18 protein-coding genes and 3 tRNA genes are annotated in these 20,767 nt (G+C 66.6%); 5 read left to right on the top strand and 16 right to left on the bottom strand.

Annotated features, from left to right (window positions below):
- Window positions 1-521: 521 nt before the first annotated feature.
- The gene (locus IEX41_RS02930; RefSeq protein ID WP_188788624.1) at window positions 522-1,433 is read right to left on the bottom strand and encodes a LysR family transcriptional regulator; all 912 of its coding nucleotides are present in this window, start codon (window positions 1,431-1,433) and stop codon (window positions 522-524) included.
- 147 nt (window positions 1,434-1,580) lie between these two features.
- Between IEX41_RS02930 and ygiD the strand changes: the two genes are divergently transcribed.
- Both ygiD and IEX41_RS02920 read left to right on the top strand, forming a co-directional pair.
- Window positions 1,581-2,402, top strand: coding sequence for a 4,5-DOPA-extradiol-dioxygenase (ygiD, locus tag IEX41_RS02925; protein WP_188789234.1), 822 nt, complete (start codon window positions 1,581-1,583; stop codon window positions 2,400-2,402).
- 37 nt (window positions 2,403-2,439) lie between these two features.
- Window positions 2,440-3,396 (top strand): glutathione S-transferase family protein, encoded by a 957-nt coding sequence (locus IEX41_RS02920; protein ID WP_188788622.1) that lies wholly within the window; start codon window positions 2,440-2,442, stop codon window positions 3,394-3,396.
- Window positions 3,397-3,435: 39 nt separating this feature from the next.
- On the opposite strand, the gene IEX41_RS02915 is transcribed toward IEX41_RS02920, so the two are convergent.
- A complete protein-coding gene (locus IEX41_RS02915; RefSeq protein ID WP_188788620.1) occupies window positions 3,436-3,651 on the bottom strand; it encodes a helix-turn-helix domain-containing protein in 216 nt (71 codons plus the stop codon).
- Between the two features lie 249 nt (window positions 3,652-3,900).
- Window positions 3,901-4,056: a hypothetical protein gene (locus IEX41_RS21410; protein ID WP_229672899.1), complete on the bottom strand. Its 156-nt coding sequence runs from the start codon at window positions 4,054-4,056 to the stop codon at window positions 3,901-3,903.
- Here IEX41_RS21410 and IEX41_RS21405 point away from each other — a divergent pair.
- Window positions 4,046-4,198 (top strand): Fe-Mn family superoxide dismutase, encoded by a 153-nt coding sequence (locus IEX41_RS21405; RefSeq protein ID WP_229672898.1) that lies wholly within the window; start codon window positions 4,046-4,048, stop codon window positions 4,196-4,198. The two genes, IEX41_RS21410 and IEX41_RS21405, sit on opposite strands and share 11 nt — an antisense overlap.
- A 1,097-nt stretch (window positions 4,199-5,295) precedes the next feature.
- On the opposite strand, the gene IEX41_RS02905 is transcribed toward IEX41_RS21405, so the two are convergent.
- From IEX41_RS02905 to IEX41_RS02865, 9 genes are all read right to left on the bottom strand, one after another.
- Window positions 5,296-6,072, bottom strand: a complete 777-nt coding sequence (locus IEX41_RS02905) for a heme ABC transporter ATP-binding protein (protein ID WP_188788618.1) — start codon at window positions 6,070-6,072, stop codon at window positions 5,296-5,298.
- Window positions 6,066-7,133, bottom strand: a complete 1,068-nt coding sequence (locus IEX41_RS02900; protein ID WP_188788615.1) for a FecCD family ABC transporter permease — start codon at window positions 7,131-7,133, stop codon at window positions 6,066-6,068. The genes IEX41_RS02905 and IEX41_RS02900 overlap by 7 nt, the downstream gene beginning before the upstream one ends.
- A gap of 3 nt (window positions 7,134-7,136) precedes the next feature.
- Window positions 7,137-7,985 (bottom strand): heme/hemin ABC transporter substrate-binding protein, encoded by an 849-nt coding sequence (locus tag IEX41_RS02895; protein WP_188788613.1) that lies wholly within the window; start codon window positions 7,983-7,985, stop codon window positions 7,137-7,139.
- Window positions 7,982-9,040, bottom strand: a complete 1,059-nt coding sequence (locus IEX41_RS02890) for a hemin-degrading factor (protein WP_188788611.1) — start codon at window positions 9,038-9,040, stop codon at window positions 7,982-7,984. The genes IEX41_RS02895 and IEX41_RS02890 overlap by 4 nt, the downstream gene beginning before the upstream one ends.
- Before the next feature lie 126 nt (window positions 9,041-9,166).
- Window positions 9,167-10,204, bottom strand: a complete 1,038-nt coding sequence (locus IEX41_RS02885; RefSeq protein ID WP_229672897.1) for an energy transducer TonB family protein — start codon at window positions 10,202-10,204, stop codon at window positions 9,167-9,169.
- The gene (locus tag IEX41_RS02880) at window positions 10,201-10,590 is read right to left on the bottom strand and encodes an ExbD/TolR family protein (protein ID WP_188788609.1); all 390 of its coding nucleotides are present in this window, start codon (window positions 10,588-10,590) and stop codon (window positions 10,201-10,203) included. Before IEX41_RS02880 ends, IEX41_RS02885 begins: the two co-directional genes overlap by 4 nt.
- A complete protein-coding gene (locus IEX41_RS02875; RefSeq protein ID WP_188788607.1) occupies window positions 10,590-10,982 on the bottom strand; it encodes a biopolymer transporter ExbD in 393 nt (130 codons plus the stop codon). The genes IEX41_RS02880 and IEX41_RS02875 overlap by 1 nt, the downstream gene beginning before the upstream one ends.
- Entirely contained in the window at window positions 10,975-11,640 is a 666-nt protein-coding gene (locus IEX41_RS02870) for a MotA/TolQ/ExbB proton channel family protein (RefSeq protein ID WP_229672896.1), read from the bottom strand. The genes IEX41_RS02875 and IEX41_RS02870 overlap by 8 nt, the downstream gene beginning before the upstream one ends.
- Window positions 11,637-12,074: a hypothetical protein gene (locus tag IEX41_RS02865; protein ID WP_229672895.1), complete on the bottom strand. Its 438-nt coding sequence runs from the start codon at window positions 12,072-12,074 to the stop codon at window positions 11,637-11,639. The genes IEX41_RS02870 and IEX41_RS02865 overlap by 4 nt, the downstream gene beginning before the upstream one ends.
- 505 nt (window positions 12,075-12,579) lie before the next feature.
- Between IEX41_RS02865 and IEX41_RS02860 the strand changes: the two genes are divergently transcribed.
- Window positions 12,580-13,047 (top strand): GNAT family N-acetyltransferase, encoded by a 468-nt coding sequence (locus IEX41_RS02860; protein WP_188788605.1) that lies wholly within the window; start codon window positions 12,580-12,582, stop codon window positions 13,045-13,047.
- 211 nt (window positions 13,048-13,258) lie between these two features.
- Here the strand turns inward: IEX41_RS02860 and IEX41_RS02855 are convergent.
- From IEX41_RS02855 to IEX41_RS02840, 4 genes are all read right to left on the bottom strand, one after another.
- Window positions 13,259-13,333 (bottom strand) — tRNA-Gly (locus tag IEX41_RS02855).
- 32 nt (window positions 13,334-13,365) lie between these two features.
- Window positions 13,366-13,440, bottom strand: a tRNA-Gly gene (locus IEX41_RS02850).
- Between the two features lie 44 nt (window positions 13,441-13,484).
- Window positions 13,485-13,559 (bottom strand) — tRNA-Gly (locus tag IEX41_RS02845).
- 871 nt (window positions 13,560-14,430) lie between these two features.
- On the bottom strand, window positions 14,431-17,874 hold the full coding sequence (locus tag IEX41_RS02840) for a pyruvate carboxylase (protein WP_188788604.1): 3,444 nt from the start codon (window positions 17,872-17,874) through the stop codon (window positions 14,431-14,433).
- 405 nt (window positions 17,875-18,279) lie between these two features.
- Between IEX41_RS02840 and IEX41_RS02835 the strand changes: the two genes are divergently transcribed.
- The gene (locus tag IEX41_RS02835) at window positions 18,280-20,724 is read left to right on the top strand and encodes an ATP-dependent helicase (protein WP_188788602.1); all 2,445 of its coding nucleotides are present in this window, start codon (window positions 18,280-18,282) and stop codon (window positions 20,722-20,724) included.
- Window positions 20,725-20,767: the final 43 nt, after the last annotated feature.

Below are 20,767 nucleotides of genomic sequence, written 5' to 3'. Positions count from 1 at the left end.
GTGTAGGACGGCGGTCTGCCCCCCCTGGTCCCTGACGTCTCAGGTCACCGTTGGCGCTGGGGCCGGTCGGGCAAGGCGTTGGCCCATCGCTGATGTTCTGCTCGCTTTCGGCCTTTACCTCTGGCCGGTGAAGGAGGAGCAAAGCCCGGACGGGGTCGCGCCTTTGCAGGAATGCAATGCCTGATTCACGCCGAAGGTGTCAGAAACTTCAACTGATTTCGTTGATTTGATGTGATGCTTTGGTACCCTCGATTGTGTGGCCGTCCTACGCTACCTTCCTGATCACGTTGCGATGCCTGATCAGTTTCGCCGCGAAGCTCGACGGGGCTTTGCGGCGTTCTGTTTGCGGCCCTGCAAGGTCAGTTCTTACGACCGCTTTGAACCGTCGGCTCCGCGGCCCCGCCCGCTCTTACCGTAATTCCGAGCCCCGGACTGGCGGGCGGAGATGCCACACCTCCTCGCAAGTCCGGCCTGTGCCTGCAAAATCCGGGTCGCCAGTGGAAGGTTCACGGCGTCTCTTGCTAGCCTGTGTTTTGAGGGTCCAGCCCGATGGCCCGGACATCCTCCACCGCAAAATCGATCAGCGCGCGCACCTTGCGTGGTAGGGTGCGTCCCGCCAGCCAGACGGCGCTGAGCATGTGGGACGGTGTGTCGTAGTCCGAAAGCAGCGGCACCAGACGACCTGTGCCAATGTCATCGCCCAGCACAAAGACCGGGCAGAAGGCGATGCCATTGCCGGCAAGCGCCAGATCCCGCGCCACCTGCGCCGAGTTCACCATGAAGCGCGTGCGCACCTCGATGGTCTGCACCGCGCCACCGCGGCCAAAGCTCCAGGCGGCAGGATCATTGCGGTTGGTATCGACGATGCAGGCGTGTTGCGCCAATTCCTCGGGGCGTTCCGGCGCTGGATGCTGCGCCAGATAATCGGGGCTGGCCACGAGGACCGACCGGATTTCACCCAGTTTGCGCCGTTTGAGCGCGCTGGGGGGCGTGTCGCCCACCCGGAAGGCAAGGTCGATGCCCGCCTCGGCAAGGTCGATGTAGGCGTCGCTGAGCCTCAGGTCGATGACCAGCCGCTCATGCGGAGCGGCAAAGCGGGCGAGCATGTCCTTGACGTATTTCTCGCCGAAGGTCACCGGGGCGGACACCCGCAGGCTGCCTGAGAAGCCCCTGCCATCCTCGGTGACATTCGCCAGCATGGCGTCGAGATCGTCCAAGAGTGCTGGCGCCCGGGCCAGCAGCGTCTCGCCGGGCGCGGTGAGGCCGACCTTGCGCGTGGTGCGCTGCAACAGCCGCGCGCCCAGCCGTTCTTCAAGCTCGGCCACATACTTCGAGGTCAGCCGGTTCGACAGCCCCAGCCGTGCGGCGGCCCCGGTGAAGGAGCCGGTCTCGGCAGTGGCGACAAAGGCGCGCAGACCATCGATCAGGTCCATCGCCGCACCTCAATTAAGAACGTTACGTGGAAAGTCATTCCATACCCTCGCCATTTCATTCCAACACGGCAAGCGTCATCTTCCGTCCATCGCAACCGGCCCTGCAGCGGGCCACCGGCACCGCCAATGATGAGGAAAGGGCGCATGATGAGTATCGCACAACAGTTGCAAAAGCTTAAGGACAGGCTCGCCAGCTCCGACCGGATGCCCGTTGCCTTCCTTGGCCACGGCAGCCCGATGAACGCCATCGAGGACAACGATTATTCCCGCAGCTGGGCGCGGCTCGGCCAGTCCCTGCCGCAGCCGCAGGCGATCCTCGTGGTGTCGGCGCACTGGATGACCAAGGGCTCGACACTGGTAAACGTCACGGCGCGTCCCGAGACGATCCACGATTTTCACGGCTTCCCGCAGGAACTTTTCGCCCAGCAATACCCGGCCCTCGGTGCCCCCGACATCGCTGCCGAGGTGGTGAGCATCCTTGCCAGCCACCACGCGGAAGGGGACGACACATGGGGCCTCGATCATGGCGCGTGGTCGGTACTGAAGTTCCTCTACCCTGATGCGAACGTGCCCGTGTTCCAGCTGTCCATCGACATGAAGGCGGACATGCCCGAGCATATCAAGATCGGCCGTGCCCTGCGCAGCCTGCGTGATCGCGGCGTGCTGATCCTCGGGTCAGGCAACGTGGTGCACAACCTGCGTGCCCTGCGCTGGGGCGGCGGGCCCGCCCATGCCTGGGCAGAGGAGTTCGATGCGCTCTTTGCCGAGCGGCTCGGGGCCGGTGACCTCGATACGCTCGCCGACCGCGGCAAGCTGGGGCGGCTGCTGACCGAGGCGCACCCGTCACTCGACCACTACCTGCCAGCGCTGACCGTCGCGGGGGCAGCGGACGACAAGGACCAGCTGATGTTCATGAACAGCTCTATCGACCTCGGGTCGGTGTCGATGCGCAGCTTCATCTATTACTGACAGATCGTGGCCACCGCCGCAGGAAAGGAGAACCGTGATGCTCGTTGACGGGAAATGGACCGCAGATTGGCAACCGGTGCAGAAGGCTGACGCCATGGGCCGCTTTGTGCGGCAGGTGTCGGGCTTTCGCAACTGGATCACCCCCGACGGCTCTGCCGGGCCAACCGGCGAGGGAGGGTTCAAGGCCGAGGCCGGGCGCTACAGGCTGTATGTGGCCTACATCTGCCCATGGGCGTCGCGCACGCTGATGGCCCGCGCCCTGAAGGGCCTTCAGGACATCATCCCCGTGACCGTGGTGAACCCGGTGCTGGGCGACGAGGGCTGGAGTTTTGGCGGTTATCCCGGCGCGGACGAAGACCCGCTGCACGGCGCGCGCTTCATGCACGAGCTTTACACCCGCGCCGACCCTCACGTGTCGGGCCGCGCCACGGTGCCGGTGCTGTGGGACGAGCAGCGCGATGTCATGGTCAGCAATGAAAGCGCCGATATCCTGCGCATGGTTGACACCGCTTTCGAGGGGCTGGTGCCGTCGGATCTACGCCTCTACCCCGAGGCGCTCGGCCCCGAGATCGACGCGCTCAATGCCGAGATTTACGACCTGCTCAACAACGGCGTCTACAAGGCCGGCTTCGCCTCGAGCCAGGAGGCCTATGACGAGGCGGTGGATGGCGTGTTTGACATGCTCGACCGGCTCGAGGACCGGCTGGATGGGGGCTATCTCTTCGGCGATGCGCTGACCGAAACCGATATCCGCACCTTCGTGACCCTTATCCGCTTTGATGCGGCCTACCACGGGATCTTCAAGTGCAACCGGCGCCAGCTGATCGCCTACCCGAAGCTGTCGTCCTACATGGAGCGCATCCTCGCACTGCCGGGCGTCCGGGGAACGGTGAACATGGATCACATCACCCGCGGGTACTATTCGATCAAGGCGCTGAACCCCGGCGGTATCCGCCCCGAGGGGCCGGCGCATATCGCGGCACTGCTGGGCTGATGACCCCCCGCCGGGCGGCACCCCTACAGGGGCCGGCCGTTACGATCCGCCATCGGGCACCACATAGGTACAGCGCCGTCCGCCCGCGACGATACGCTCGTCACGCTCAATCCGCACATCGGGACTGATGGCATGATGGAACACTGCCTTCTCGGTCCGGCAGACTCTCTGGCGCAAAGTGGGGGCAGCGCGGTTCGGGCAGTGGTTCTCCACCAGCCGCAAGACGCCATCCGCGTCTTTCTCGACACCGGCCATGTAGCCTTCGGCGCTGCGCAGCTTCGCCAGCTTATCGAGACGGGCATGGGGTAGTGTCGCTGCCGGCCATGGCCGCGCGGTACCGGGGCAGCGTCGCGATCACCCGGTCGAGCGCCTCGCTGCCGAGCACGTCAGAGATGCTGTGCAGAGTGTCCACGGTCAGTGCGGCACGGGTGTCAGGAAACCGCGACTGGCCCTTCTCCGGGGGGGGTGCCAGTAGGTCACGGGCGGGCCCCGTCAGGCGCTGCTTCACTCCTCCTCCACCAGAGCCTCCTCAAGCAGGCACAGCAGCTTCTGGCGTGCTGCCCCGCCGGTGAGGCCCTGCTTGCCTTTGGCCGAGGCAGGGGAACCGTGCATTTTCAGCGTCATCAGGACCCGTTGCAATGGCGTCGACTTGCTGACCATCGAAGAAGGCACCGCGCTGCTGGGGCTCGATGTGTGGGAACACAGCTACGAGGTCGATTTCCGCAACTGCCGCCCGGATCAAGGGGCCAGTTTTCTCGACTACTTTCCCGACTACGAGTTCGCCGAAGCCAACCTTGGCTGAACCGCGTGGTCTGGCCCTGCTGCATGCGCGTCGGGGCCGGGTGGCCCAAAACGACAACCGGCGGCGTGCAAGGGCCGGCGCTGGCCGGAAACACAGGACCTCGGCGACACCGAAAACGGCACCGCCTGCAAGTACATGGATTGCGTGGAGGGCCTGCCAAGCGGGCTGCTTCCAGCAGGGCGATACCTGCGGGTGATCCATCCCAAATAAGACGTCGACTGCGCTGCCTGCGAGCTTAAGTGCCCGATCACTGTTGGGGCCGAGGCCGCGGCGAGCAATGCTTCCTCGGGTCGGTTCTCCCACGTGACGCTGGCCGAAGGACAGGGCAAGGTGGCCAATGCCTTTGCGGTCCGGCTGGCGAGAAAGACCGCTTTGCCGGCGGGAGCTGGACGGAATAGACCCTATGGGCGGCCGGAATTGCCCGGCACTGTCGCAGCATGGACTGCGAGGTCTTGCGCGCCGTCGAGGCCGCTGGCCATGTGCTTTTCGTCGGACAAGTGTGTGCATTGGCCGCCAGCAAGGCCGGGTGCCGTTTATCGGGTATGTCCGGCGTGGTCATGCGGTCCAGCGGCCCAAGGCGTCAGGCGTGCCTGCATCGGCTTCCGGCAAAGGAACGGCAGAGTGATAACATCCCGTCCCTGACGCCGCCTCTTGGTAATGCGGCTGGCCGCGTTCTTCGTGCATGGCGATACGCTACACATCTTCGCGACAGCTGGGTCTATCCGAACTGGTTCCATTGCCTCACCGGTCTCACGGGCTGGGCTGCGGCGGTGCTGATCGCGCGAAAGCGCAGCCGGGTGATTGGCAGTCTTCTCGGGGCATCGGTGATGACGGCCGCCGCGGTCTTCGTCCTGTGCACGGTGAATAAACCCGCCGGTCATCGGTCTGGGCGCCGGGCTGGTGGCTAGGACTGGCCCGGTGTCTGAGCCTGGCCCCACCTCGTCTTTGCGGCGACCATGCGCGGCGCAGGCGGGGCCGGCATGTGATCGCGCCGGTCCGGATGGGTCGGTTGGCGCGTTCGTGAGGGGCGCTGTCCCCGTCTCCTGCGGAGACTCCCCCGGGGAAATGTCTGGCAAGAGGATGCCCGGGGCGGCGGCTCAGGCGGTGGCGGTCTGCGGCAGCACGAAGGGGGTGCCCGGAGGCGGCGCGCTGCCCACGCGCAGGGTGCAGCCGTAGGCTTTCCCTAGGGTGTCCGAGGTCATGACATCGGCAGTGGTGCCGCTGGCAAGAGGGCGGCCACCGGCCATGAGCGTTACGCTGTCTGCGAACATCGCCGTTAGATTGAGGTCGTGCATCACGGCGACCACGCCACCCCCCGCATCGGCGAAGTCGCGGGCGATCTGCATGACCTGCAGCTGGTGCGCGATGTCGAGGGCCGAGACCGGCTCATCCAGCAGCAGCCAGCGGGGGCTGTCAGGGCCGACCGGGCTGCCCACCTGCGCCAGAACACGGGCCAGGTGGGCGCGTTGCTGCTGCCCGCCCGAGAGGGTGTTCACCGGACGCTCCGCGTGATGGGCGAGGCCGGTGCGCGCCAGGGCGCGCAGGGCAGCGCCTTCCGCTGGCGCGCGGGCGTGCGACAGGCCGATCTCGACGAGTTCCAGCGTGGTGAAGGGGAAGGCCAGCTGAGACGCCTGAGGCAGCACGCCGCGCCGGGCGGCGAGCTGCCACGGTTCCAGGGTGGAGATATCTTCGCCGTTCAGGGTGACTCGGCCACCGTGGGGCAGATCGCCCGAAAGACAGCGCAGCAGGCTGGTCTTGCCCGATCCGTTGGGGCCGCAGATGGCCGTGACCTCGCCGGGGGCAGCATCGAAGCAGGTGTCGTGCAGCACCGTGTTGTGCCCGAGAGTGAGGGTGATGTTGCGGGCGCTCAGCATGCGTCGGCTCCATGGCGTTTGAGCAGGATCCAGAGGAACACCGGTGCGCCCAGCACCGCGGTGACGATGCCGATGGGCAGTTCTGACGGAGAGACGATGCTGCGCGCCACCATGTCCGCCGCCACCAGCAGCGTCGCCCCCAGCAGACCGGCGTTGATCAGCAGCGCCCGGTGATCCGGCCCCGAGGCAAGGCGGAGCAGGTGCGGCACAACGATGCCTATAAAGCCGATGCCCCCAGACACCGCCACCGCCGCCCCTGTGGCCCCGGCGACGCACAGGATGGCACGGCGCTTGGCGCTCTGGACCGGAATGCCGATATGGGCCGCCGTTGCCTCGCCCAGCGACAGCGCGTTGAGGGCGCGCCCGAGGGTGCTTGCGGCGGCGAGCGCCACGAAGATGATCGGCGCAGAGGCGGCAAGGCGGCTCCAGCTGGCCCCCGAGAGCGAGCCGAGACCCCAGAAGGTGAGATCCCGCAGTTGGTTGTCGTCGGCGAGGTAGACCATCACCCCCGACAGTGCCCCGGTAAGCGCCCCGAGCGCGATGCCCGCCAGCAGCATGGTCGACACCGACGTGCGCCCCTGCCGCGTGGCGATGCGGTAGAGCGCCCAGGTGCTCGCCAATGCCCCGGCGAAGGCGGCAAGCGCCACAAGGTGCGGCCCCGCCAGCACCGCGAGCCCGGCGGGCAGGGCGCCGCCCAGCACGATGGCCGAGATCGCCCCGAGCCCCGCCCCTGCGCTGACCCCGACGATGCCAGGATCGGCCAGCGGGTTGCGGAACAGCCCCTGCATCAGCGCGCCCGAGACCGCCAGTGCCGCCCCCACCAGAAGCCCCATCGCCAGCCGCGGCAGGCGGATGTCGAGCAGCACCACCGCCTCGGTCCGCTCCAGCGGCAGGCCGCGTGCTAGCCGCCAAAGCGCTGCCAGCGGGTCGACGCCGGTGGCCCCGGCACCAAGGCTCAGCGCTCCGATGACGACCATCAGCAGCGCCAGCCACAGGTGCAGCCGCCGCGCCCGCGCAAGGCGGCTGCGGGGGGCGGGGGCGACGTCAATGAGGCTGGCCATGGTTCAGGCCCCGTGCAGAGCGGCGGACAGCTCCGTCACCGCGTCGGCGGTGCGGGGGCCGAAGCCAAGCATCTTCAGCCCGTCCATGGTGACCAGCCGCTTGCCGCTGGCGGCGGGGGTGACCGCCAGCGCGGGCATGGCAAAGAGGTCGTCAGGGGCGATGGCGTGATCGCCGCCCCGGTCCATCATGAGGATGACCTCGGGGCCGGCGGCAGCGGCAGCCTCGTCCGAGAGCGGCTTGTAGCCTGTCATCCCCGACATTACATTGCGCCCGCCTGACATGCGGATCATCGCGTCGGCGGCGGTGCCTGTGCCGGCGGCCATCAGCCGCCCGCCCATGGCCGACAGTACGAACATCACCTTGGGCCGGTCGTCATGGGCCGAGGCCTCGGCGACGGCGGTCTTGATCTGCGCCTCGGTGTTGGAGGCAAAGCCCTCGGCATCGACCTCCAGTGCTGCCCCGACGGCACGGATCTTGGCGGCGACGGCGGCAGCGTCGAACCCCTCGGGGACGGTGACGAAGGGGATCGCCGCCTCCTCGAGCACGGCGATGGTCTCGGGCGGGCCCGCGCCTTCCTCGGAGAGGATGAGCGACGGGCGCACCGACAGCACGCCCTCGGGTGAGAGCTGGCGCATGTAGCCCACGTCGGGCAGATCACGGGCCAGGGCCGGGTAGGTCGAGGTGCTGTCGCGGGCGACCAGCCGGTCACCTTGCCCGAGGGCATAGACGATCTCGGTCACCGAGCCCCCGATGGACAACACGTCCGCCCCTGGTGCGGCGATGGAGGCGCGGGGCAGGGTCAGCGGCAGCGCCGCCGCCCCCAGCAGGGAACAGAAGGCGCGCCGTTTCATGCCGCCGCCTCCTGTGCGCCGGGCAGCGCCTCGACGATGCGGCCCCACGCGGGGCGGTGGTCATTGCCCACCTTGCCGACGCCGAAGCACTGGAAGATGAGGCCGCCCTCGGCGTCGAAGGCCTCGACCGAGATCGCCGGGCCGCGCTGGGTGGGTTTCTCGACCGCCCAGACCTCGGCCACCTTGTCGCGGCGCAGGTGCAGGTTGAACCCGGGGTCCATGATGTTCTGCCACGGGCCCATGGGCCGGAGGTTCTGCACCGCGCCGGAGTGGATCTGGATGCAGCCGCGGTTGCCCACGAAAAGCATGATCTCGGTCCCGGTGTCGCGCACCTGTTCCAGCATCATGTCCACCGCAGCGGGATCGAGCTGGCGCACGAAGGGCGCCCCGGCGATGCGGTAGGCACCAAGGCGGTTCATCTTCAGCTTGGAGCACAGGCGCAGGAACTGGTGGGTGTCGGTCAGACGCGCCCATTCCTTGCGCAGGATGTCGAGCTTGGCAGGGTCGGATTTGGCCGCCTCGGTGGGCTCGCGCGGGGTGGTTTCGAGCGTGTCCGAGCTCTCGCCCGTGGCAAGACCGGCCACCACCTCATCCCAGAGATCGTGGTTCGAGGCATCGCGCAGGTGGATCTTGTGGATCGCATCGCCCGCCGCATCGAACACCTGCAGGCTGCGGCGCACCCCGTGTTCGGTTTGCCGCGCCTCGGCAAAGCCGTGCACCCAGTGGCGCGGGAAGATGCGCAGGTCGATCTCGTCATTGAGCACCATCGAGGCATGGGGGCCGGGGTGGTAGTTGGCGTAATGGCCGACCTTTTCATGCACTGCGGCCTCGACCCGGGTGAGCGCCATGACCTCGCCTAGCCGTTCGGCGGCGGCCATCACCGCGTCGGGGTGGGCGTTGATGCGGGTGACGTCATGGCCGGTGCGGGCGGCGAGCAGATGCGCCTCGGTCAGTCCGAGGCTGGCGGCAAGGTCGCGGGCGCGCGTGCTTGTGTTTTCGGCAGCGGCGGCGCGGATGTCGTGGGGCGATAGCTGAGAGGTCAGGGTCTGGCTCACGGGGTCCGATCCTTTGTCATGAGGGAAGACAGGTATCGGCTGGCACGGGTGAGCTGGCGATATGATTTTCCCGAGTGTTTTACTCAGGTTGGTTCCGGGCCGCAAGGGAAGATGCGGCCCGAAGGGTCATTGCGCCTCGATACGGATCGAGAAGCTGGTCTGCGCCCCGGCAGGTGGCGCGGGGAAGGGCGCGGCCCGCTGGATCACGCGCAGCGCCGCCTGGTCGAGCCGGGCGCTGCCCGAGCTACGGGCGATAGACGCCCCGGCAAGCCCGCCGCTGCCCGCGATGCGGAATGACACCACGGCAGCACCGCGGCTGTTCATGCGCGGACGGGGCACGCGGGCAAGGCGGCTCATCACCTGGCCGGGATAGTTGCTGGCGGCGGCGTTGCCCTGTTGCGAGGACCGCCCGCCAGATCCGCTCGAGGCCGATTGCGCACCCTGCCGGCCCGAGGCCTGCCCGGTGCGGGCGTTGCGGTCCGCGTTGCCCTGCGGCTGACGCTGGGGCGCTTCGGCCTGGCGCTGCGGTTCGGGCTGACGCTGGCGCTGCGGTTGCGGCTCTGGCTGGCGCTGCGCGCGCTGCGGTGGCTCGGGCACCTCGAGCGTCTCGGGGCGCTGCATCGGGCGGCGCGACACCGCGACCGCCTCATCCGAGCTGTCGTCCGCTTCGGGCTCCGCCTCGATGGTCTCGGGCTCTTCGGGCTCGGCTTCGGCGGTCTCTTCCGGAGTGGGGGCGGGGGCCTCTTCGGGCGGCTCGGCGGCCTCGATCTCCTCGGGGGGGATCGCGGCGATCACGTCGGTTTCGGTCGACGGGGTGAGAGCCTCGACAGTGTCCACCGGCTCGGCCTGAACCGGGGCGGGGGCCTCCGGCTGTACCGCCTGCGGCGGCTCGGGCCGGGTGACCTCCTGCGGGGGCTCCGCCTCGACCGGCGCGGGGGGCTCGGCCTCGGTTACGTCTTCGGGCGGCTCGGCGCTGAGCGTACCCGCGGCCATGTCCGCAAAGCTGGACCCCAGCGCAGCCTCGCCCCCGGAGGCGCCTTCCATCTGCGGCGCAGGATTGGGCTGCATCAGTGCCACGGCCACGGCGCCATGGGCGGTGGCGGCCAGCAGAGCGGCCACGAACTTGGCCCCACGCGAGCTGCGGATCATCGAGGTGATCTTCATTCCAGCCCCCTTTCGGACACGAGGCGCACGCTTTCGGCACCGCCGCGCCGCAGGGCGCGGGCCAGGGCCACGAGGTCTTCAGCAGGCAGGTCGCGGTCAGGCACGAGGCGCACGGCGGTGATGTCCTCGCCAAGGCCCTCGAGGAAGTCCTCAGTGCTGGCCACCGGCGCGCCGTTGCTGCTCAGGCTGCCGTCCGGGGACACCACCAGCGCGTCGCTGGGCGGCGGCGTGCCGTCGAGGTCGGCGGTGCTGACCAGCCGCAGCTCGGGGTCCAGCGGCTGCGCCACCTGTCCCGCCACGAGGAAGAAGATCAGCATCAGGAAGACCACGTTGATGAGCGCGATCGTCGGCTCGGACCGGGACTTGTTGCGCTTGCAGCCAATCATCAGGCACCTCCCAGGATGGTCGGGGTAAAGCCGGGCAGGCCGCGCAGCACCACCAGCAGGTCGGTGAGCCGCTGGGCGCTGACCTCGGGACGCAGGGCAACCAGCAGCGGGCGCGGCGCGCCGCCGTCCTCGGGGGCCTCGGCCGCCAGCGCCTCGGCCAGTGCCTCCAGCTCAAGATCCCCGGCATTCAGCGTCACCGTCTCCGGCCCCAGCCGCAGGAACAGCGGGCGCGCGTCCGAGGACGGCTGCGCCACGCCGGCACCGGCGGCCATCAGCTCGACCTCCGAGAACTTCGAGAAGGTCGAGGTGAGCATGAAGAACAGCAGCAGCAGGAAGATCACGTCGATAAGCGAGGTCATCGACAACCTGTTGCGGCGGCGGCGCTTACGCATGGACGGCCTGCCCTGCGGGGGCGTCGGCAGCAGGGCGGGCGCCCGAGGGCGATTCCACGCTGCGCACTGCTTGGCCTGCCAGCACCCGTTCCGCGTCGATCCGGGCCTCGAGCCAGCTCAGCACCACCTGCGTCGGCATCGCGACCGCAAGGCCTACGGCGGTGGTCAGCAGCGCCACCCAGATACCGCCCGCCAGCAGTGACGGGTCCACCGCGCTGCCCGCATCCTGCAGCGCCTGGAAGGCGGCGATCATGCCCAGCACGGTCCCGAAAAGGCCCACCAGAGGCGACAGCTGCGCCACGCCGTCAAGGAAGCGGAAGCCGCGTTCCAGCCGGGCAAAGCGTGTTTCCGCCTCGGCATCGAGCCGCGCACTGTCTACGCCACCCTGCATGGCCAGCGCCACCACCGGCCGCAGGTAGCTGCGCGACCGCTCGAGCGCCGCATGCGCGCCGCCCCGGTCGCCGTGATCCCAGGCCTCGACCGCTTCGCGCAGCGCCTTGTGACGCCCCACGCCGGCGGCGCGGAACTGCCAGAGCTTGTAGAGCACCACCGAGAGGGTCGCTATGGAGACGGCACCAAGGAACAGCACCACCGGACCACCAAGGTCGTAGATCTCGAGGATCAGCTCGCGGATCATCGTTACAGGCGACATGTTCATCCCATCATCTCCACGTCGGTGCGGCTCGAAAGACTGAGCCCCTCGGTGCAGGTGGCGGCGCCTGCCTCGGCCTCGCAGGTGGCGGCGCCGTTGATCAGCACCTGGCCAAGCGCGTCGCATTGCAGCCCGGGCACCACGAACTGGCGCAGGCGTGGCTTGTTCGCGGGCAGCGCGCCGAAATCAAACAGCGTCAGCCGGTCGACCTGTCCCGCGTCATCGAAGAGCACGGTTTCGAACACCGCGGCAGAGATCGCATCGCCGGTGTTGTTGCGCGCAAGAAAGCTCAGCTTGCAGCCATTCTCCTGCTGCTCCTGCGCGTTGAGCTCGATGCTGAGCGCAGGGGCGTCGGGGGCATCCTGCGCAATGGCGGGCGCCGCGAGGGCAAGAAAGACGGACGGAAACGTCAACAGGGGGAGGCGGAAGGCACGGGTCACCGGCAGCTCCTCGGACTGGGATTTCGGAAGGAGGGCTGGCGCTTGGTGAGCGTTGGCTATGTTCGCCCAAGGACACATCACAGATCGCGGAGGGGTTCAATACCTTATAAATGCAATCAGGTATTCGTATGGATGGGCCTTTGGCGATGCCCGAAGGTGCCTGCACGGACGGTTCTGCCTGCGCAGGAGGCGTCTGCGCTTTGATGGGGGCGGGCCAGGCCTCGTGTGGATGCCTTCGTCCGGGAGCCCGCCTTCAGGTGCCACACAAGGTTGCCTGAATGGCCAATTCAGTCACCGCGCGGCAACGGGGTCCGGTTGATCCGGTTCGTCCCCAAGTCGTTTCTACCGTTGCGCCTTTTGTGCGTCTGACCCCGACAGGTTCGTGGGCTGCGGGTGTTCCCGCAGCCTGGGCGGTTGACCCGGCAGGCGCTGATATGTCAGGCACGGCCCTTTGATATTCCCCCCATCGGCGCGGGCGCGCCGGGACCAGCCGAAGGAAGGATCCATGGCTCTTACTCTCCGCCGCAACCGCGAGCGTGATCTCGAACCCCTGGCGGCGATGCTGCCGGACGAAGAGATCCCCCTGCTCAATCCCAATGCGAAGGTGCCTTTCGACGAGATGGAGTGGCACCGCAACTGGCTCGGGGACAGGGGTGACGTGTCTTTCTACCTTCAGGACGACGCTGGCCGAGACGTGGGGTTCTTCGCCCTGCGCGAGGGGATTGGGCCCGAGGTTCGGCACCTCACCTACGTCTATCTCGCCCATGAGGCGCGGGGCGGCGCCGCGGCAGAGCTGAACGAGCGGGTTGAAGAGGCAGCAGTGGACCTCGGTGCGCTGAGCCTCACGCTGAAGGTGGAGGTCGATAACGCGCCGGCCCACAACGCCTATATTTCAGCGGGTTACGAGGAGTTGTCGCGCCGGCAGGGCATGGCCACCATGCGTCTGGACCTGGAAGATCGCCAGGCGGCCTGACGCGGTTGCCTCGTTGAGGCTCGCACTGACACGGCGGGGCGATCCGAGGCACCCCGCCGAACGGGTGTGGGGTGGCGCTGTCGGCGAAGTGGTTGGAGCAGGGCATTGCGACACGGCTTGTGCAAGCCCGAGCGTGACGTCTGGACAAGAGGACGTGCAATCGGGTTCTTACGGGGAGCCGTGTTGGTGGTCAGTCTCGGTCTGGAAGAATTGGAGCGGGCGAGGCGATTCGAACGCCCGACCCTTACCTTGGCAAGGTAATGCTCTACCCCTGAGCTACGCCCGCTCGGCGTGGTGGACTACCACCATCTTTCGGTCTGGAGCGGGCGAGGCGATTCGAACGCCCGACCCTTACCTTGGCAAGGTAATGCTCTACCCCTGAGCTACGCCCGCACTTCAGACCGATGCCGGGAAACCCGGCCGGGTATTTGACCAACTGGAGCGGGCGAGGCGATTCGAACGCCCGACCCTTACCTTGGCAAGGTAATGCTCTACCCCTGAGCTACGCCCGCTTACCGGTTGGTGCGGGCGATTTAGAGTCTCCTGCGTCTGGCCGCAAGAGGAAAATGTCATCTTTCCCGAGAATAGTTTTGGGCGGATGCCTGAAGCGGTGTGTTTCATGGACAAGGCTGCCCACGGTTCTGCCTGTCGCGCCCCCGGGAATATGCGTCAAACTCCGGTTAAATTTCATGAAACCCTGCCGAACAGGTATATCACCCGTTTCTAACGGGCCTTTTCGTTGCGGCCCTCGTCTTCGACATCTCGCTGTTCTTCCATCGGAACGGACCACGGGCTGCACGACATTCACGAATGGCGGTCGATGCCGCTGTAGAAGACTTGGCGCCCGATGCGTAGCGACATGCGCAAACCGGTCTTCGCCATCATCACCGCTTCGCCTGGTGGCCGTCTGCTGCCGTCGTGTTGCCGGCATACGGCGGCACCTAAGGGCAGGGCGGGAGCCCGCCACGGTTTGCCGCCGCCGGATTGATGCTAAAGTGATCGGCTTCCTTTCGACCGTTCCGGATGCTTCTGCCGCCTCTCTCAGCTCGGGGCGAGGGGCCTCGCCGTCATCGTGCCGGATCTGAGCCTCTCGGAGATCGCCGCCACGTGGCGCCCCGGGACGAACGCGGTCTAAAGGGGGCTCATCCAGCGCGAACCACAAGAGGTCAGCGCCCTCCCGGCTCCGGTGGCTGGACTTCGGGCGCCCCTTGTCTGACACCTTAGTCCAGAAAAACTGCCACGAGCCCACGCCCGCGAAAAAAGGGCGGTCCGCCAGACACGGACCGCCCCTTCTTCTCTTTCAAAATACGCCGGGGGGAATTGGCGTAGCCAAGGGGGGCAGAGCCCCCATCCCCCCGCGTCACCAGGCGCAAGGCCGGGCGGTCACTCGAACTCGATCAGCAGGTCCTTGGCGTCGATCTGGCCGCCGGGCGTCACGTGCACCGCCTTCACGGTGGCGTCGCGTTCCGCATGCAGGCCGGTTTCCATCTTCATCGCCTCGATGGTCAGCAGCAGATCGCCCTCCTTGACCTTCGATCCCGCCTGAACGGCGACCGAGGCCACCACGCCGGGCATCGGCGCGCCCACGTGATTGAGGTTGCCGGTCTCGGCCTTGGGCCGCGCCGCCGAGGTCGCCTTGGCCTTGCGGTTCGGCACCCGCACCGCGCGCGGCTGGCCGTTGAGCTCGAAGAACACCCGCACCTCGCCATCGTCCTGGGTTTCCCCGACGGTGATGAGGCGGATCTCGAGGGTCTTGCCCGGGTCGATCTCGGCGGTGATCTCGTCGCCCGGCTCCATGCCGTAGAAATAGGTCAGCGTGGGCAGAACCCGCACCGGGCCGTATTCCTCGTGCCGTGCCGCGTAGTCGGTGAAGACCTTGGGGTACATCAGGTAGCCGTTGAAATCCTCGTCGTCGAATTCGACATCCGGGAACTTCGCCGCCAGTTCGGCCCGCAGTGCATCTAGGTCGGCGGGCGCAAGGTGCGCGCCGGGGCGATCCGTGTTGGGCTTCTCGCCCTTGAGCACCTTCTTGACGATGGTATCGGGGAAGCCGCCCGGCGGCTGGCCGAGGTTGCCCTTCATCATGTCGATGACAGAATCAGGGAAGCTCACGTCGGTCTTGGGATCCTCGACCTGATCGCGGGTCAGACCCTGGCTGACCATCATAAGCGCCATGTCGCCCACGACCTTGGACGAGGGTGTCACCTTGACGATGTCACCGAACATCTTGTTCACGTCCGCATAGGTCTGGGCGACCTCGTGCCAGCGCTCTTCCAGCCCCATGGAGCGCGCCTGCGCCTTGAGGTTGGTGAACTGCCCGCCGGGCATCTCGTGAAGATAGACCTCCGATGCAGGCGCCTGAAGGCCGGATTCGAACGCGGTGTACTGCCCGCGCACCGCTTCCCAGTAGTTCGACAGCTCGCGGATGGTGCCCACGTCCAGCAGCGTGTCACGGTCGGTGTGGCGCAGCGCCTCGACGATCGACCCCAGAGTGGGCTGCGAGGTGTTGCCCGACAGCGCGTCCATCGCCGCATCGACCGCATCCACGCCCGCGCGTGCCGCTTCCAGCACGGTGGCGATGGAAGCGCCCGAGGTGTCGTGGGTGTGGAAGTGGATCGGTAGGCCGACCTCTTCCTTCAGCGCCTTGACCAGAGCCCCGGCGGAGTTGGCCTTGAGCAGGCCGGCCATGTCCTTGAGGCCCAGCACATGCGCACCGGCGGCCTTCAGCGCCTTGCCCATGTCGACATAGTACTGAAGGTTGTACTTCGCCCGGTCCGGATCGAGGATGTCGCCGGTGTAGCAGATGGTGCCTTCGCAGACCTTGCCGCTCTCGATCACCGCGTCCATCGCGACGCGCATGTTCTCGACCCAGTTCAGCGAATCGAAGACGCGGAACACGTCGACGCCGCTCTCCGCCGCCTGCGCCACGAAGCTCTGCACCACGTTGTCGGGGTAGTTGGTGTACCCCACACCGTTGGAGGCGCGCAGCAGCATCTGCGTCATGATGTTGGGCATCTTCGAGCGAATGTCACGCAGCCGCTGCCACGGGCATTCCTGCAAGAAGCGGTAGGCCACGTCGAAGGTCGCCCCGCCCCAGCATTCCACCGAGAACAGGTCCGACATGTTCGCGGCATAGGTCGGCGCGACTTTGACCATGTCGATGGACCGCATCCGCGTCGCCAGAAGCGACTGGTGGCCGTCGCGCATGGTGGTGTCGGTGATCAGCAGGCGCTTTTGCTCGGACATCCAGTCCGCCACCGCCTGCGCACCCTTCTCCTCGAGCAGGGTGCGGGTGCCTGCGGGGGGCACTTCGTGCATCGGGGCGGGGGCCTTGGCGGGCTTGAGATCCGCCGCGGGGCGTGGCCGCCCCTGGACCTCGGGATGACCGTTCACGGTGATGTCCGCGATGTAGGTCAGCACCTTGGTGCCCCGGTCCCGGCGCTTCTTGAAGTCGAAAAGCTCGGGCGTCGTGTCGATGAACTTGGTGGTGTACTGGTTATTGAGGAAGGTCGGGTGGCGCAGCAGGTTGATCACGAAGTCGATGTTCGTGCTCACGCCGCGGATGCGGAATTCGCGCAGAGCGCGGTCCATGCGGCGAATGGCAGCCTCGGGGGTGGGGGCCTTGGCGGTCACCTTCACCAGCAGCGAATCGTAGAACCGGGTGATGACGCCGCCCGCGTATGCGGTGCCGCCATCAAGCCGGATGCCCATGCCGGTAGCGCTGCGGTAGGCGGTGATGCGGCCGTAATCGGGGATGAAGTTGTTGGTGGGATCCTCGGTGGTGATCCGGGTCTGCAGCGCGTGACCCATCAGCTTCACGTCGTATTGCGACGCCTTGCCCGTGGCCTCGGCCAGCGACTTGCCTTCCGCGATGAGGATCTGCGCCTGCACGATGTCGATGCCGGTCACTTCCTCGGTGACGGTGTGTTCGACCTGCACGCGGGGGTTCACCTCGATAAAGTAGAACTTGCCCGTCTCCATATCCATCAGGAACTCGACGGTGCCGGCGCATTCGTAGTTCACGTGCTGGCAGATCTTGCGGCCAAGCTCGCAGATCTCTTCGCGCTGCGCTTCGCTGAGATAGGGCGCGGGGGCGCGTTCCACGACCTTCTGGTTGCGGCGCTGGACCGAGCAGTCCCGTTCATAAAGGTGGTAGATGTTGCCGGCCTTGTCGCCGAGGATCTGCACCTCGACGTGGCGGGCGCGCAGGATCATCTTCTCCAGATACCCCTCGCCATTGCCAAAGGCGGCTTCCGCCTCGCGGCGTCCTTCGAGCACCTTTTCCTTCAGCTCTTTCGAGTTCTCGATGGGCCGCATGCCGCGGCCGCCGCCGCCCCAGGAGGCCTTGAGCATCAGCGGATAGCCGATTTCCTCGGCTTCCTTGGTGATGGCCTTGAAGTCGTCGCCCAGCACCTCCGTGGCGGGGATGACCGGCACGCCGGCCTCGACGGCGACCTTGCGGGCGGATGCCTTGTCGCCAAGGGCGCGCATGGTGGCCGCCTTGGGGCCGATGAAGGTGATCCCGGCGGCGTCACAGGCATCGACGAACTCGGGGTTCTCGGACAGCAGGCCATATCCGGGGTGGATCGCGTCCGCGCCGGACTCCTTCGCCACGCGGATGATCTCGGGGATGCTCAGGTAGGCCGCGACAGGCCCGAGGCCCTCACCGATCCGGTAGGCCTCGTCCGCCTTGAAGCGGTGCAGGCCCAGCTTGTCCTCCTCGGCGAAGACGGCGACCGTCTTCTTCCCCATCTCGTTCGCCGCCCGCATGATGCGGATGGCGATCTCGCCCCTGTTCGCAATGAGAATCTTCTGAAACTCGGCCATCGCGTGATATTCCTCCGTCCTCGGCCGCTATGTTACGGCCATCCGGAGCGGAGTGAACGCGATGCCGCAGCGCGGCGCAAGGTGGTTTGCAAAGTTAGCGAAGATTTGCCTGATATTTGCAAATAATTCCCGCTGCGGACGAGTATTTACTTATGTTACCGCTCACATCGCCTCCCGTTGACCGTTTCGCGCGATTTGCTGCACCAAGCCTATGGTGCGCGCAGCGATGCTTCCGCTACCATAAGGTGAAAGTGGTGCGAGATGAGGCGGCCCGTAGAGCCGCGCGGAGGGAGACTGCACCGGCGCAGGGCGAAATGTCGTCGCCGTGAATTTGCCGTGTCGATTTCCGGAACGTATGGGGAACGACGTCTTTCCTTCGGACGCCATGGACGCTAGATTGGGGCCATGAGCACATTCGACGACATGGACGCCTTCGAGGGCGCATCGCTGTCCGCCCGGGCCATGGCCGCGCGGCCCATGCCCTATCTCGACGATCTCAACCCGGCGCAGCGCGAGGCTGTGGAACGGCTCGACGGTCCGGTGTTGATGCTTGCCGGGGCAGGGACAGGCAAGACAAAGGCGCTGACCAGCCGGATCGTGCATCTTCTGATGACAGGCCGCGCCCGTCCGAACGAGATCCTGTCGGTGACCTTCACCAACAAGGCCGCGCGCGAGATGAAGACCCGTGTGGGTCGGCTGCTTGGCCAGCAGATCGAGGGGATGCCGTGGCTCGGCACCTTCCACAGCATCTGCGTCAAGCTGCTGCGCCGCCATGCGGAACTGGTGGGTCTGAAGTCGAACTTCACCATCCTCGACACGGATGACCAGATCCGGCTGCTCAAACAGCTCATCAACGCCGCCGGGATCGACGAGAAACGCTGGCCCGCGCGCCAGCTTGCGGGGCTGATCGACCACTGGAAGAACCGCGCCTGGGTGCCCTCCAAGGTCCCCTCCGCCGAGGCCGGGGCCTACAACCACCGCGGCACCGAACTTTACGCCCAGTACCAGACCCGCCTGCGCGAACTGAACGCCTGCGATTTTGGTGACCTGCTGCTGCACATGGTGACGATCTTTCAGGAACATCCCGATGTGCTGGAGCAATACCAGCGCTGGTTCCGCTACATCCTCGTGGACGAATACCAGGATACCAACGTGGCCCAGTACCTGTGGCTGCGGCTGTTGGCGGGCGGGCACAAGAACATCTGCTGCGTGGGCGACGACGACCAGTCGATCTATGGCTGGCGCGGCGCCGAGGTGGGCAATATCCTGCGGTTCGAAAAGGATTTTCCCGGCGCGCATGTGGTGCGACTGGAACAGAACTACCGTTCGACCGAACATATCCTCGCCGCCGCCGGCGGGGTGATCCGCGGCAACGAAGGGCGCCTTGGCAAGGAACTCTGGACCGATGCCAAGGGCGGTGAGAAGGTGCGCCTCATCGGCCACTGGGACGGCGAGGAAGAGGCCCGCTGGATCGGTGACGAGATCGAGGCACTGCAGAAGGGCTCGCGCGGGATCGAGGCGCAATCGCTTGATGACATGGCGATCCTCGTGCGGGCCTCGCACCAGATGCGTGCCTTCGAGGACCGGTTCCTCACCATCGGCCTGAACTACAGGGTGATTGGTGGCCCGCGCTTCTACGAGCGCATGGAGATCCGCGATGCCATGGCCTATTTCCGGCTGGTGGTGTCCCCCGAGGACGACCTGGCCTTCGAGCGCATCGTCAACACCCCCAAGCGCGGCCTTGGTGACAAGGCGCAGCAGCTGATCCAGGCCACGGCGCGTGAGTTCGGCGTGACGCTGATCGAGGGCGCGCGCATCGCGGTGGATGAGGGCCGGATCAAGGGCAAGGGTGGTGGCCAGCTGCGCCAGCTGTGCGAGGGGCTGGCCCGCTGGCGCGAACAGATGCTGGGGCCCGTGGTGCACGCGTCCGATATCATCGATGACGCGGGCGACGAGGTCATCGATGACGAGGCCCCCTTCGTGGTGGGCGAGACCCGGCGCGGCCCGCCGGAGATGAGCCACATGGAGCTTGCCGAAGTCATCCTCGATGAAAGCGGCTACACCGGCATGTGGCAGAACGACAAGACACCCGAGGCGCCGGGGCGGCTCGAGAACCTCAAGGAACTGGTGAAGGCGCTCGAGCAGTTCGAGAACCTTCAGGGCTTCCTCGAACACGTGTCGCTGATCATGGACAACGAAAGCGACGAAGCCGGTGAGAAAGTGTCGATCATGACACTCCACGCGGCCAAGGGGCTGGAGTTCCCGGTGGTCTTCCTGCCGGGCTGGGAGGACGGGCTGTTCCCGTCGCAGCGCTCCATGGACGAAAGCGGCCAGAAGGGCCTCGAAGAGGAACGGCGGCTGGCCTACGTGGGCATCACGCGGGCCGAGCGGCTGTGCACGATTTCCTTTGCGGGCAACCGGCGGGTGTTCGGGCAATGGCAGTCGGCGTTGCCCTCGCGCTTCATCGACGAGCTGCCCGAAGAACATGTGGATGTGCTGACACCGCCGGGCCTATACGGCGGCGGCTATGGCGCGGCGGCACAATACGGCCAGTCGGGTCTGGAAAGCCGCGCGTCGGAGGCCAATGTCTACAACTCGCCGGGCTGGAAACGTCTGCAGGCGCGGTCGGGCCAGAGGGGCATGAGCCAGCCGAAGGAAAGCCGCAACACGGTGATCGACCTGCAGGCCGTCTCGGCCTTTGAGACCGGTCAGCGGGTGTTCCACCAGAAGTTCGGCTACGGCACGATCCGGGCCATCGAGGGCGACAAGCTCGAGGTGGATTTCGAAAAGGCCGGATCGAAGAAGGTGGTGGCCAGCTACGTCCACGCCGAGGACGACGTCCCGTTCTGAGGCAAGGCGGCCGGGCAAATTCCTTTGAAAGGAATTTGCTCTT

This window comes from Salipiger pallidus (genome assembly GCF_014643635.1).
Lineage (GTDB): Bacteria > Pseudomonadota > Alphaproteobacteria > Rhodobacterales > Rhodobacteraceae > Salipiger > Salipiger pallidus.
The sequence above is the reverse complement of the archived record's forward strand: the minus strand, read 5'-3'. Positions and strand labels throughout refer to the sequence as shown.

Excerpts from the sequence above, each read along its gene's own strand:
- IEX41_RS02870 (WP_229672896.1), bottom strand. The coding sequence starts at position 11,640 with ATGAACATGTCGCCTGTAACGATGATCCGCGAGCTGATCCTCGAGATC.
- IEX41_RS02840 (WP_188788604.1), bottom strand. The coding sequence starts at position 17,874 with ATGGCCGAGTTTCAGAAGATTCTCATTGCGAACAGGGGCGAGATCGCC.
- IEX41_RS02900 (WP_188788615.1), bottom strand. The coding sequence starts at position 7,133 with ATGGCCAGCCTCATTGACGTCGCCCCCGCCCCCCGCAGCCGCCTTGCG.
- IEX41_RS02885 (WP_229672897.1), bottom strand. The coding sequence starts at position 10,204 with ATGAAGATCACCTCGATGATCCGCAGCTCGCGTGGGGCCAAGTTCGTG.
- IEX41_RS02860 (WP_188788605.1), top strand. The coding sequence starts at position 12,580 with ATGGCTCTTACTCTCCGCCGCAACCGCGAGCGTGATCTCGAACCCCTG.
- IEX41_RS21410 (WP_229672899.1), bottom strand. The coding sequence starts at position 4,056 with ATGGTCAGCAAGTCGACGCCATTGCAACGGGTCCTGATGACGCTGAAA.
- IEX41_RS02895 (WP_188788613.1), bottom strand. The coding sequence starts at position 7,985 with ATGAAACGGCGCGCCTTCTGTTCCCTGCTGGGGGCGGCGGCGCTGCCG.
- IEX41_RS02835 (WP_188788602.1), top strand. The coding sequence starts at position 18,280 with ATGAGCACATTCGACGACATGGACGCCTTCGAGGGCGCATCGCTGTCC.
- IEX41_RS02930 (WP_188788624.1), bottom strand. The coding sequence starts at position 1,433 with ATGGACCTGATCGATGGTCTGCGCGCCTTTGTCGCCACTGCCGAGACC.
- IEX41_RS02920 (WP_188788622.1), top strand. The coding sequence starts at position 2,440 with ATGCTCGTTGACGGGAAATGGACCGCAGATTGGCAACCGGTGCAGAAG.
- IEX41_RS02915 (WP_188788620.1), bottom strand. The coding sequence starts at position 3,651 with ATGGCCGGTGTCGAGAAAGACGCGGATGGCGTCTTGCGGCTGGTGGAG.
- IEX41_RS02880 (WP_188788609.1), bottom strand. The coding sequence starts at position 10,590 with ATGATTGGCTGCAAGCGCAACAAGTCCCGGTCCGAGCCGACGATCGCG.
- ygiD (WP_188789234.1), top strand. The coding sequence starts at position 1,581 with ATGAGTATCGCACAACAGTTGCAAAAGCTTAAGGACAGGCTCGCCAGC.
- IEX41_RS02905 (WP_188788618.1), bottom strand. The coding sequence starts at position 6,072 with ATGCTGAGCGCCCGCAACATCACCCTCACTCTCGGGCACAACACGGTG.
- IEX41_RS02875 (WP_188788607.1), bottom strand. The coding sequence starts at position 10,982 with ATGCGTAAGCGCCGCCGCCGCAACAGGTTGTCGATGACCTCGCTTATC.